This is a genomic window from Flavitalea sp. (genome assembly GCF_035489435.1).
Classification (GTDB): Bacteria; Bacteroidota; Bacteroidia; order Chitinophagales; family Chitinophagaceae; genus DATHKG01.
The window spans coordinates 1-13252 of the sequence record NZ_DATHKG010000018.1 but is presented as its reverse complement, the minus strand read 5'-3'; the positions used below and the strand labels follow the sequence as shown (position 1 = coordinate 13252).

Here is a 13252-nt window from a genome sequence, read left to right as displayed (position 1 = left end):
AGGCTTTAAATTCCTATTTACTTAATTCGCTTGTTTTAGCACTCTGTGTGGTAACATGGTATTTAGCAAGCATGTTCGGAATTTCCCATGAAGGAAGATTACCATCCTTCAGGTAAGCCAGGTACCTTTCCATTACCTGCGCAAAATGTGCTTCGTGTCCAACCTTATATGAATCAGGAATGATCACCTGGAACCCATCTTTATATTTTTGAGTTGAAATACCGGGATATTTCGCCGCTATTTTCATCACTGCTGCTGATACAGCAGTATCAAATGCCTTATCCCTGCTTTTGACCGGCATGATATAAAGTGTCGGCAGATATTTCTCTTCTTTGCCTTGTTTGATAACCAAGTTGACTTTCGAACCCTTCGCTATCGCATAATGAGTATCACCACCTTCTTTAGCCTGGTAATCCCATCTCGCTATTACCCTTGCATGAACACCTTTGACACTGTAATTAACTTCACCGTTTGAATGGGTTTGTAAAATTGAATCCTTTACAACATATTTTTTCAGGAAGTCCGGGAAGCTGTCTTTTTTTGTAACAGCAGAGAACTGGGATAGTGTCATTGGTGTAAACCAGATCCTTGACTTGCCCATGACGATATCCGATTTATAATCGAGGGCCTGCTCAGGAAAAAATTCCCAATTCACCAGGTCCACGAGATGGGTTCCGACATCAGCTATAGCTTCTCCCTGTTGTAACGGATCAAAAAACCAAACCGGGCGTGTAAGCCCCTTGCCCGAAACGAACTTATAATAATAGTGCACACTTTCGAGTAAAATGGCCGGGTTCTCAGGGGTACCTTTAGTCAGTTCTCCAAACAATTCCGGGATAGCAGCAAGTTCCTTTTGAAGGATATTAGTGATCTCTGACCGTTCGGTCATAATATCATAGAGCAATACTTTTTTTGCTTTAGCCTCATCAAATGATTTTGTAAGCAAAAGAAAATCTCCATCGTTAATGGCCATTGGTTTATCAGCCAGTACGTTTAATCCTGCATCCACCGATTGCTGTATAAACTCTGTTTTCTGACGGTTATTTCCAGACAACACAACAACATTCCCCTTTTTTTCACTGAGCATTTTATTCAGGTAGTCGGTCCCTGTATAAACAACTTCCTTCCAGGTAGCGGGATTCTCGGGCCTGCTCTTATATTGATCTATCAGTGCAAGGTGTGCAGTTACTTCGGGTCCATCAGGGGCATAAACATATACTTCCGGATCGATTCCGGGATACATTGTCTTTTGAACCAACGCTGCATGGAAATGCCCGGGATCAAGTGTTATCAACCTGATAGCTGCTGCCGGATTTTTCTTTTCTTCCTTTGCAACCGGCTTTTGTTTTTCACCTTCGTCGCCACAACCTGCAAGTACCGGTAAAATTGCCATCACGCTGAGATATGTTATCAACTTCATTATTCAACTGTTTGAGAAAGATAAATATACGAAAGCGTCATGAAACCAGGTAAGGTGCGCGCTGTTTACGCGTGAGTGTTTTGTTGGCTTCATCATCCTTGATAAATCTTTCAGCCATCGGATCCCAATTCAGTTTTCTTCCCAATTTCATTGCTGTGTGATTTATAAGGCAAACAGAACATGCGCGGTGACCTACTTCAATAGGTGTAATTGGCTGTTGACGGCTGATTACACAATCGAGCCAGTTTGCATGATGATCTTTACTTTCATACAAATGAATTTCATCTGGTCCTATTACCGAAGTCAGGATTTTTGCATCACTTGCTTCAAGCGCCTTTGTCTTTGTATTTGAAACGGGATCGCTGGCAGTCACTGAATAGTTACCACGGGTAACAAAAATCCATCCTTCAGATCCCACGAACTTAACACCATTCGGGTATTCATTACTTGCAAGAACTTTTACACCATCAGCATAAGTGAGTTCGTTTTTATAAGGCCCATGAACATCCCATAAAAATTGTTTGGCCGGATATTCAGCCTTAGCGGTAATTTCCACAGGTCCTGTGTATTCATAACCAAGTCCCCAGTTTACAATATCGAAATGGTGAACACCCCAACCGGTGATCATACCCGCACCAAATTGCTCGCAACGTAACCAACCGGGCCGGCCATAACCACCATCCTGCGGATGCACACGTTTTTCGGTATACCAGATCTTTGGTGTTGACCCAAGCCACTTGTCGTAGTTAAGATTTGATGGCACCGGCATTTCCTTCTCAACTGTACATTCTGCGGGGTTATCAATCGGCAAACCAACATAAACGGTATGAACTTTTCCTATGCGGCCATTGCGGACCAGTTCGCACGCACGTTTGAACTGGGCCATTGACCGCTGTTGGCTACCAATCTGAAATATCCTTCCGGTTTTATGAACTTCATTGCTAAGCATTCTTCCTTCCGAAACGGTAAGCGAAGCCGGCTTTTGCATATATACATCTTTCCCTGCGCGGATGGCGGCCATAGCCGGAATCACGTGCCAGTGATCAGGAGTGCTGATAACAACCGCATCAATGTCTTTATTTGCGATCAGGTCCTCATAATTTTCGTAAGTTTTTGTGCCCGTATATGATTTACCTGATTTTTTTGCGTAATAGCCGTCAACCAGGTCCATACCTTGTTTCAGTCTTCTGGAATCAAGATCACAAACCGCCATTACTGTTGATTTATCATATTTGAGAACACCCGGCAGATCATGTGTAGTGGATATACGTCCAATCCCGATTGCACCGATATTAATGCGGTTACTCGGTGCGTTTTTACCTATTACACTGGCGGGAACTATCGTTGGAAATGCAGATGCAGGAAAAGCCGAAATGGCTAATGTGCCAGCGGCACCCTTCACGGTGTTCTTAATAAAATTCCTACGGGAATTGGAAGCAGTTGTATTCTTCATATGGCTCAAGTTAAAATGAAACTTCTTGCAGTCAGCTTCAATAAATTCATTTAAAAATTATCAATTAATTGTTACCATGTTAGTAATATTCAGTTAATATTCAGTGTTTGCAACATCAATTATCCCGGCCTCAACATAGTAGATCAATATAAAGTTTATTAAGAAATTCAGGCGATCAACCTGGTTGATCAATATAATGTTTATTAAGATAATTAATACGGCAAAGGATCATCAGGACTTTTTGCATGTGCCTTGGTGAAATCCGGTTTACGGTTTACACCAACTACCCATTCCAATCCACCTAATATATGTTTTCTGAATATAGGATCATTATACATGGTACCATCATGCCCCAGGGCGGTATAAAACTGACGCCCTCCATCCCACTCATGATACCAGGCAGAAGGATAAGAATTACCGAACCATAATGGTTTATCCTTATCATCAACCGAATTAAGATCATGCGCAAGTACAACATGAATATCCGGGTTCATAGTAGTAACATAATAACACTCGTCATTGTTTTCCCAGTTCGCCGGTAATGAAGCTGTTGATGGATGAGTTTTATCTACAATCACCTGCTTAAACTTCTGTTGTTTGGCATGTCGGACAAAGGTTCCTCCAACCAATCTTTTGAACCATTCCCATTTTCTTTCAGTACCAGTCACCGAATGAATGCCAACAAAACCACCACCTGCCTGCACATAACGCATCAGGGCCACTTTTTGCGCATCTGTATCAAATACTTCATTATTGGTGCTCGTGAATACAAGTGCGTTGTATTTTTTGAGATTTTCTTCTGTGAAAACAGAAGGATCATCGGAGACATCGACCGTAAACCCATATTGTGTTCCCATCTCTTTTATGGCTGCAACGGCAAATGGAATATTTGTATGAACATAACCCTTACCGTTTTTTGTATATACCAGTACAGAAATCTGCTTCCATTTTACATTGCTTACTGATTTTTGTACAGCACAGGAAACTGGCAGCATCAGTAAACAAGCAAACGGCAGGACAAGTATTAAAGTAGTGAGTTTGCAGGACTTTAGGGAAAGATTAAAAAAACGAAGCAATGCGAAGCGTATCATTAACTGTTATTTTGATTAACATTAGTGGCAACTATGCAACGAGACACGAAAACGAAATAGTCGCAACCGGGGATGATCAGCCTTGGGAAATGTAGAGCCTGATACAGCAGTATGGTCGTTAGTTTCATCAGCATGCAAGTAGCAATCGTAGTCCTGCCGTTTAAAAATACATACAATATTCTAGTCTTAAGATATTATAAATTGGCTTCTTGTCATAAAAATCCACTCAACCGTTACCGGTAACGTTTGCATAAAATCTAATTCACTAATTAGCGCTAAAAATTAAAGAATCTTTATCCTATTGGCAATTGTTGTGAAATATTTCTAATCTTTATGGCATGAGTGCACAGCACAACGTTACTATTAAGGATATTGCAAAAGAACTGAAGCTTTCTGTTTCCACGGTATCGCGTGCACTGCGTGGTGGTTCAGAGATCAAAAAAGAAACGCGGGAGATAGTAAGGGAACTGGCGGCAAAGCTCAAATACAGCCCAAACCCCATTGCACTTTCCTTAAAAGAAAAGCGCAGCAAGGTAATAGGGGTTATTGTGCCGGAGATCGCCAATACATTCTGTTCTTCAACGATTGCAGGTATTGAAGAAGTTGCTTACAAATCGGGGTATCATGTTACGATATTTCAAACACATGAAACCTATGACAGGGAAGTATTCAACACGCAATTGGTTAACTCCAGGAGAATGGATGGTCTCATCATGTCATTGTCAAACGAAACAAATAATTACAAACACATAACGGACCTGATAGACAAGGGTGTTCCGGTAGTGATGTTTGACCGGGTGCATGAGAAGATCCACACACATAAGGTAGTAGTTGATGATACCAGGGGAGCTTACCTGGCAACGGAACATCTTGTGAAAGAAGGCTATCGGAAAATTGCGCATGTCACCATCTCTAAAAACCTTTCGATCACGAAAAACAGGTTGAAGGGTTTTAAAAATGCCCTGACCAAACACAAGGTGCCCATCAATAACGATTGGATCAAACATTGCGATTTTAATCCGACTGCTATCGACCAGGCGATCCTCAGCTTATTTACAGGGAAAGAAAAACCGGATGCAATCATGGCCTCCGTTGAACGTGTAGTTATGCGTTGTGTAGTTGTTTTGAAAGAACTGAACCTGCGGATACCGCAGGATTGTGCGCTGATAGGTTTTTCCGATAATCCATTAAACAATTATCTCAGTCCTTCGCTTAGTTCAATCAGCCAGCCGACATTAGAAATAGGTAAGCGATCCGCTGAATTACTCATCGACCTGATCGAATCGAAATCACCACCAGCCAAATACCAGACCCTTCAACTCGAAACTATTTTAAACATTCGTGATTCTTCTTTAAACATTCGTGACTCTTCAACTAAAAGCAAATGAGTTCAAGTCAAAATAAATCAATGAGAATCGCGAAATCAATGGGAATCACGGGTAACTTTTGAACCTGAACCTCCAACAAGAAAATCAAGATCAGCACCAAGATGCGCCTGTTGAACATGTTTTACATACAAACCGACATAACCTCTGTCTGCCACTGGTGAAGGCAGCTGCCAGTTGATCCGGCGTTTTACCAATTCCTCCTCACTAACTTCCAGGTTGAGACGGCGGTTGTGCACATCCAGTTCTATCATATCACCGTTTTGAACAAAGGCAAGATTTCCCCCGATAGCAGCTTCCGGTGAAACATGTAATACAACAGTTCCATATGCCGTTCCACTCATACGGCCATCCGAGATACGCACCATATCTGTAACGCCTTTATCAAGCAATTTTTTTGGCAGGGCCATATTTCCAACCTCGGGCATACCTGGATAACCGGCGGGACCGACATTTTTTAATACCATCACGCAGGTTTCATCAATATCAAGCTCAGGTGTATCGATCCTCGCATGATAATCCTCAATATTTTCAAAAACCACCGCACGCCCACGATGCTGCATCAATGCAGGTGTGGCAGCGGAAGGTTTAATGACTGCACCATTTTCTGCCAGGTTACCTTTCAGTACAGCTATACCAGCTTCTTTTATCAATGGTTCGTTATAACTATAAATAACGTCGGTATTATAACATGAATAGGTGTTTTTAATATTGTCAGCATGTGATTTTCCACTCACGGTCATTGCGTTCATATGCAGATGTTCCTTTAATTCATTGAGTATTACCGGCAATCCGCCTGCATAATAAAAGTCTTCCATCAGGAATTTACCTGAAGGCATCAGGTTCAGCAATAATGGAATCTTGGACCCGAGGTCATCAAAGTCTTCCAGGTTAAGAGGCACTCCTACCCTGCCGGCAATTGCAGTCAGATGTATGATAAAATTTGTTGATCCACCGACAGCTGCGTTAACCCTGATTGCATTTTCAAACGCCTCACGGGTAAGTATATCCGAAATTTTAAGATCTTCTTTGACCATCTGCACAATCCTGCGTCCGGATAATTGGGCCAACACTTTTTTGCGGGAATCAACAGCAGGTATCGCAGCTGCACCCGATAAAGTCATACCAAGTGATTCCACCATACATGCCATAGTGCTTGCAGTTCCCATGGTCATACAATGACCTGCGCTTCTGGACATACAACTTTCAGCAAAAAGGTGCTCCTCTGCCGTCATTTTGCCGGTCTTCACATCTTCATCAAATTTCCAGACATGGGTACCGCTGCCAATATCCTTTCCCTGGAATTTACCATTTAACATCGGTCCACCGGGAACAACAATGGTCGGGAGATTTACACTCGCCGCACCCATTAAAGTAGATGGTGTTGTTTTATCACAGCCTGTTAATAATACGACTCCATCCAGCGGATTACCACGAATGGATTCTTCAGCGTCCATACTCGCAAGGTTCCTGAACAACATGGCTGTAGGTTTAAGCAATGTTTCACCAAGCGACATAATCGGGAATTCAAGAGGAAAACCGCCGGCCTCATAAACACCACGTTTTACAAATTCAGCAATATCACGAAGATGTGCATTGCAGGGAGTCAGCTCTGACCAGGTGTTACAGATGCCGATTACTGGTCTCCCGTCAAAAAGATCTTCCGGGAAACCCTGGTTTTTCATCCAGCTACGGTAGATGAATCCCATCTTATCTTTTTTACCGAACCATTCGCTGCTTCTAAAATTCATCTGTTAATTTTTTTATTTTTTATAAGATATTTTTTTTACCAGGTTTACGTAATCCCTGAAATGGGCTTCGAGTTTAACCCAATCTTTTGCCAGTATTATCTCCTTTGGAAAAAGATTGCTGCCCATCCCAACTCCGCTTGCCCCGGCTTTGAAATATGCTTCACAGTTTTCCAGCGACACACCTCCCGTGGGCATTAATTTTATCTTATTCAATGGCGCCAGCACATCTTTGATATATTCCACTCCCAGCCTGGTTGCCGGGAAAACCTTGATCATCTCTGCACCAAGAGACCAGGCATGATAAATTTCGGATGGAGTATAAGCACCAGGAAAAATGGTGATCTTGTTTTCAACACATTTTTTGATAACTGCTTCATTGATCACCGGTGTAACGATAAAGCCGGCCCCGGCATTTATCGCCAGGTCCAGTTCTTCAAGTGAACATACGGTACCTGCACCAATATTTAATCGTTCGCCCAATTCCGCATTCAAAGCGGTTATGGTTTCTAAAGCACCCGGAGTATTGAGCGTGATCTCGATAGTTGTCATACCGGCATCAGCATAACAAGTTGCAATACGAATCATATCCCCTGTGGGCAAATTCCGGATGATACCGACAACTGGTAATGCGTTAAATGAATCCCAGGAAAATTTTTTCATCTGGCTCCTGTAATTTTTTTAAAAATAGTCAATTGACCCAGAATAACTGCTTTATCGAGCATTGCAGGTGAACAAATTGTAAGATCAATGGTTGTTCCCGAATTTTCAAGTGCCAGCTGATAAGGTTTTGACAATGTTTCCCCTGCCGCGAGTATTGTTTTAGAAGGTCCCGATTGCCGTACTTCTGTACCTATGAGGAGACCACTCAGATATGATGCATTTTCTTTTTTATTAAAGCGGCCGAAGAGCTCATTCGTCCGAACCATGAAACTTTCGTGCAGAATGTTCGGGCTGGCAGCTGCCCGAACGCCACTGATAAAGGCATCCCTGTTACTGGTATCTTCAAGTGAATGCGGAACAGAAACACTGTTTTTCAAAACGGATATGGTCGATAACAGATTAAAAAATTCACCGGTCATATAGGTCTTGAAATCTATGATTTCGCCATCTTTTACGAAAATATGTTTTGAATGCGTACCAGGCATGATAAACATTAGTTCGGCAACTTCAGTAAATTGCGCGTCTTGCATAAGACCTATCCACTGCGTTTCTTCACCACGCATTACATCCTTTTCAGAACAGACACCTGATAGCAAAAAAATTTCATGCGTGAAGCCTTCAATGTTGATTTTGCGGTGTGCAACAGATCCACCATCGGACTTAAATGGTAAGCCTGCATAATTGAGCTCAGTAATTCCAAGCGTTGAAGACGCCATACCTGAAATGATAACAGGTATATTTTGCAGGCTTTGATCGGCCCTTTCCGCTAAAATGGAAATGTATTTTTGCAGTACTGCTGCATAGAATTGTTGCCTGTCGGTTCCCGTTCCGCTCCATGAGTTAAACACAGATGAGATCCCTTCACCCGACGTTATCTCATCTATCGCTTCTGCAGTGTCAGTATCAATAAGCCTGAGTCTGAAATTACTTGTGCCCCAATCACAACTGAAAATTTTATGGCTGGCCGGTGTTATCATCACCATGAAGATAAAGCTCCCCGGGTATATATTAAACAAAGACACGGATTAGCACATTTTTATCTGTGGTAATCCGTGCCCTTGATCTGTAAACTGTAAGTCTGAAATTATGAACCGGGTTAAAAAGTCTTTATTAGTTGTTATGTTGAACGATCAGTTTGATTGTTTGATTGGTGCCTTTTTCATCAGAGATACTGATAGCGTAGGTTCCGGTTTGAAATTGTTTCAGCGACATGTTCACTACACTATTCCCTGCATTTACGTTTTGTTCAGTTACAACCTGTCCATTCTGGCTGATTAACCTGATTTTTGTTTTACCTGCTTTTGGATCCAAAGTGATAGTTGCATAATCAGAAGCAGGGTTAGGGAAAACTTTTACTGATGCAGATGCTGAAGAGCGGATTGATTTTACATCAGAGTAAACAAATTTGTTATCCAGGTCAACCATTTTCAGACGATAATATGCAACACCGTTAACTTTTGTAAGATCACTGAAGTTGTATTTAACAGTAATTGAACTGTTACCACTTGCTTTCACCTGGCCAACCTGGTTCCAGCTGCTACCGTCATTACTGCGCTCGATTAAAAAGTAAGCACTGTTTGATTCCTGTTTTGTTGACCATGAAATGTTCACTGAATTTGTATTGTTATTTACCGCGAAATCAGAAATAATTACCGGAAGAATTAGTGTAGTTCCAAAACCTGTATAGGTTAAAGCAATTGGTCCGTAAACCACCGGTGCTGAACAACTGTTTGGAGCAGATCCGCCACAGTTTTTTGAGTTATTGGTAGTATTGATATTCTGATTCAGAACTGTAGATGTATAGTCTGACCAGTTAAAATAATAGTTGTTAACGTTCAGAACTTCAACACCTGAATTTTTATCTTCCAGGATAAGTTTTGCTCCGTTCATTTTGATAAAAGCCGTACTGCCCGCTACACCATCTCCCGCTATCATATGACTGTTTGTAAGACTGACTTTTTTACCTTGTCCCAGGAACGATGAATTATCGTTAAAAGTGAGTGTGCTGGAAAACATTTCCAGGTTACTATTAGCAAGCAGGTTTGATTTATCGAAAAAACTGAATTTTGAATTGTTGAGAACTATTGGTCCGTTTCCTGTGAACTGGCCATTACCGTTGAAAACCAGGTTTGTTGAGTTGAAGATATTTTTACCACCGCCATTCCATAACATAACGTTCTTCTCGTCGATGACTACAGTACCACCGTTAATAACTACATCGGAAAATGTGACATCTTTTTCGATAGTAAGAACCACGTTTTTATCAAGATTGAATGTACAGTTGAAACATGGACTAGGATAGCTGGTCTTGTTGTCCCATGATTCACTTTTAGTGATTTTATAAGTTGTCTGGGCATTGATTCCTGCTACCAGGAGGAAAAGGGAGATAAAAAAAGTAAAAGTCGTTTTCATAATTATTTGTTGTGAGTTACAGATGTACCGATAATTGCAAGGCAGGTGCCAGTTCGCAACAAATTGAAAATCAATTGTTTAACAGAGTCCATTTTTGGTAATGCTTCCCAATACAGGAACCACACTCCAGTTGCTGGAAAAACCTGTGTAGATAGAGGAGAAAAGCGGAATAGGTTTTGATCAGTATACTGGTCTGCGGGTTGCTAACTGGATGCCAGTCAGCATATATTTTCAGGCAATTGATATTTGACCGCTAATTTTGAATAAATTCATAAAAACAACCAAGAATGAAACAAGTAAAGTTTTGCTTAGCAGGAATAACAGCACTTTTAAGTTCAGTGGCAGTGCTGGCTCAAACAGCAGATGAAATAGTTGCCAAACATATTGAAGCTATCGGGGGAAAGGAGAAAATCAGCCAGATTAAATCGATTGTACAGGAAAGTACAATGAATGTAATGGGCAACGAGGCCCCAAACACAACTTATATCTTAAATGGCGTTGGCTTTAAAGCTGAGATTGATATGGGAGGACAGAAAATTGTGCAGGTTTATACTGACAAAGGCGGCTGGAGCATTAATCCAATGACCGGCGCAACAGAACCTCAGCCAATTCCTGATGAACAATATAAGGCGGCAAAGGGACAGATTTTTGCGGGTGGGCCACTGTACAATTATGCTGAAAAAGGTAATAAAGTAGAATATGCCGGCAAAGATGGCAACAACCACAAGCTAAAAGTTACCAGCAATGGTACTGAATCCACTTATTTTTTAGATGGCACCACCTATTATATTATCAAGGCGATTGCAAAAGGCAATATGCAGGGACAGGAAGTTGAAATCACAACCAATTTTTCAGATTACAAGAAAACTGATTTTGGTTTTGTAATGCCCTATGCCATGGAAGTGGATTTCGGGGGATTTACTATGTCTTCCGTAGTTAAGAAGATCGAAATCAATAAGGAAATCGATCCAAAGATTTTTGAAATGCCAAAGTCTTAAGCTGAAAGCGAAACGCAAAAATAAATTACTGTGAACCGGGGCATTGCCCCGGTTTTTTTTTGGGAATAATCTTATATTAGTATAATGGGAAACAGGAAAGTGAAGAACTGGCTTTGGGGAGAGGGTCTCTACAAAAAGATCTCCTGTTTAACAGTGCTGCTCATGATCGTATTTGTGCTCTCAGCTCAACAAAGAAGAGACTGGAAAACGCGTATTGATGAAATTGTTGAAAAAGCAGATAGCCTTTCAATGCAATCGCAGATCATGTTTTACTCAGAGAGAATTCTAAAGAACAAGGACGTAATTAAGGAAACCTGGCACTACACTTTGGAGAACGACCGCATTATCATATTCCAGGTGCGCTACCTGTTGCAGGGATCTGAGATTACAGAAGTATATTATGTTGATCGCAGCGAACTTATATGCATGGAAAGAATCGAAGCACCAAACGCAGCAACTTATATAGATGAAATCAGGCGTGGCGAATTATATTTCCTGGAAAACCGCGCCCTGCGGCAATATGTTTCATATGGTAAAAAACCATCCTCTCAAACCTATGGTAATGCTCAATTTGATTGCCTGAATACTTTTGAAAACCGTTTTGCGGAACTTCGCCGCAATATGGATATAGTAAAAGCTACCCGTCGCCGTTAGTAAAAAAAATCAAACAATTTCAGTCATAAACTGTTCATCACAATAAAATTACATGAAGAGAATTCTGTTTTACCTGCTTGTCCCTGTCTTTGGCATGACTGCCTGCGGGGATGATTCCTCTAAATCTACAGATCCAATCGTAGCCGGCGATTCAGCAACAACAGCTACTGCGCCAGCAAGGATCAGGGAAGAGAACGTTAGTTATAAGGATGATACCACGACGTTGAACAGTTTCGTCGCCTTTGACGAAAACTCCAACGCAAAACGACCAGCGGTACTCATTGTATCGGAATGGTGGGGATTAAACGAATACACAAAAATGCGTGCCCGCCAACTTGCTGAATTAGGATATGTTGCGATGGCAGTTGATTTTTACGGTAACGGCGTCATTGCCGGCAATCCAGGAGATGCCATGAAATTCGCCACACCATTTTACAAAAATCCTGCCCTGGGCAAATCTAGAATTGACGCTGCTCTTGCAAAACTAAAAAGCTACAGCCAGGTCGACACAAGCAATATTGCAGCGATCGGCTATTGCTTTGGTGGTTCAATGGTGCTGAATGCGGCAAAACTTGGCGAAAACTTTAAAGGTGTCGTAAGTTTTCATGGTGGTCTTGCCGGTGTAATCCCTAAAAAGGGATTATTAAAAGCAAGTGTCCTGGTTTGTCATGGTGAGGCGGATTCTTTCGTTCCTAAAGCCGAAGTCGATCAGTTTAAAAAATCAATGGACTCTGTGGGTGCAGACCTGACCTTTAAATCTTACCCTAATGCAACACATGCATTCACGAATCCCGAATCGGACGACAATGCAAAGAAGTTTAAAATGCCAATTGCTTATAATGCTGCGGCTGACAGTGCTTCTTTCAATGATATGAAGACTTTTTTTGCGAAGATTTTTAAATGATAGTGATTCGTAGAAGATTTTTAAATAATTGTTATTCATAATTATAAAAGGCCGGACTCCCTGCAAGGAATCCGGTTTTTTGTTAAACCTGATATCAAACTACTTTATAGGAATTTCAGCGTCGTTGATTTTGCGTGTTCATGGCGTTCACTCGGTTCTTCCCTCCGCCGGATGGGCCTTCCGGTTGGTTTGATTTGCCACTGTGATTCCTGGTTAATACCATTGTTCATGTCCCGCACGTGCGGGATTGTCTCCGATCGGCTTTTGTTCCCTGATCGGCTTTTTTAGGAATGCTTGTAGTGCTGGTTGCCTTATTGGCTAGATGTTGATGTTGCAGGTTCATGGCGTTCACTCGGTTCTTCACTCCGCCGGATGGGCCTTTCGGTTGGTTTGATTTGCCACTGTGATTCCTGGTTAATACCTTTGTTCATGCCGGTGGCTGCTGTTGTCTCCGATCGGCTTTTGTTCCCTGATCGGCTTTTTAGGTATACTTGTAGTGCTGGTTGCTGTTGGGCCCTGATTGG

11 protein-coding genes are annotated in these 13252 nt (G+C 41.7%); 4 read left to right on the top strand and 7 right to left on the bottom strand.

All coding sequences use genetic code 11. From position 1 onward, the window contains the following. Positions 1-13: 13 nt before the first annotated feature. The 3 genes from VK664_RS02415 to VK664_RS02405 form a co-directional block, all read right to left on the bottom strand. Positions 14-1420 (bottom strand): putative oxidoreductase C-terminal domain-containing protein, encoded by a 1407-nt coding sequence (locus VK664_RS02415; RefSeq protein ID WP_461397006.1) that lies wholly within the window; start codon positions 1418-1420, stop codon positions 14-16. Between the two features lie 37 nt (positions 1421-1457). After that, the gene (locus VK664_RS02410; protein WP_461397005.1) at positions 1458-2873 is read right to left on the bottom strand and encodes a Gfo/Idh/MocA family protein; all 1416 of its coding nucleotides are present in this window, start codon (positions 2871-2873) and stop codon (positions 1458-1460) included. Positions 2874-3085: 212 nt separating this feature from the next. After that, positions 3086-3964 (bottom strand): ThuA domain-containing protein, encoded by an 879-nt coding sequence (locus VK664_RS02405; protein WP_461397004.1) that lies wholly within the window; start codon positions 3962-3964, stop codon positions 3086-3088. A gap of 338 nt (positions 3965-4302) precedes the next feature. Between VK664_RS02405 and VK664_RS02400 the strand changes: the two genes are divergently transcribed. Next, the gene (locus VK664_RS02400; protein ID WP_461397003.1) at positions 4303-5352 is read left to right on the top strand and encodes a LacI family DNA-binding transcriptional regulator; all 1050 of its coding nucleotides are present in this window, start codon (positions 4303-4305) and stop codon (positions 5350-5352) included. 35 nt (positions 5353-5387) lie between these two features. On the opposite strand, the gene VK664_RS02395 is transcribed toward VK664_RS02400, so the two are convergent. From VK664_RS02395 to VK664_RS02380, 4 genes are all read right to left on the bottom strand, one after another. Then, complete coding sequence (locus VK664_RS02395) at positions 5388-7100, bottom strand: IlvD/Edd family dehydratase (protein WP_461397002.1); 1713 nt, start codon at positions 7098-7100, stop codon at positions 5388-5390. Between the two features lie 12 nt (positions 7101-7112). Continuing rightward, a complete protein-coding gene (locus tag VK664_RS02390) occupies positions 7113-7760 on the bottom strand; it encodes a bifunctional 4-hydroxy-2-oxoglutarate aldolase/2-dehydro-3-deoxy-phosphogluconate aldolase (RefSeq protein ID WP_461397001.1) in 648 nt (215 codons plus the stop codon). Next, positions 7757-8776 (bottom strand): 2-dehydro-3-deoxygalactonokinase, encoded by a 1020-nt coding sequence (locus VK664_RS02385; protein ID WP_461397000.1) that lies wholly within the window; start codon positions 8774-8776, stop codon positions 7757-7759. The genes VK664_RS02390 and VK664_RS02385 overlap by 4 nt, the downstream gene beginning before the upstream one ends. A 94-nt stretch (positions 8777-8870) precedes the next feature. Further along, positions 8871-10172 (bottom strand): T9SS type A sorting domain-containing protein, encoded by a 1302-nt coding sequence (locus VK664_RS02380; RefSeq protein ID WP_461396999.1) that lies wholly within the window; start codon positions 10170-10172, stop codon positions 8871-8873. Positions 10173-10459: 287 nt separating this feature from the next. On the opposite strand from VK664_RS02380, the gene VK664_RS02375 reads away from it, so the two are divergent. The 3 genes from VK664_RS02375 (at position 10460) to VK664_RS02365 (ending at position 12728) form a co-directional block, all read left to right on the top strand. Then, complete coding sequence (locus VK664_RS02375) at positions 10460-11170, top strand: hypothetical protein (protein ID WP_461396998.1); 711 nt, start codon at positions 10460-10462, stop codon at positions 11168-11170. An 84-nt stretch (positions 11171-11254) separates the two neighbouring features. Beyond that, on the top strand, positions 11255-11824 hold the full coding sequence (locus VK664_RS02370) for a hypothetical protein (protein WP_461396997.1): 570 nt from the start codon (positions 11255-11257) through the stop codon (positions 11822-11824). Between the two features lie 52 nt (positions 11825-11876). Further along, positions 11877-12728: a dienelactone hydrolase family protein gene (locus VK664_RS02365; protein WP_461396996.1), complete on the top strand. Its 852-nt coding sequence runs from the start codon at positions 11877-11879 to the stop codon at positions 12726-12728. Positions 12729-13252 lie beyond the last annotated feature (524 nt).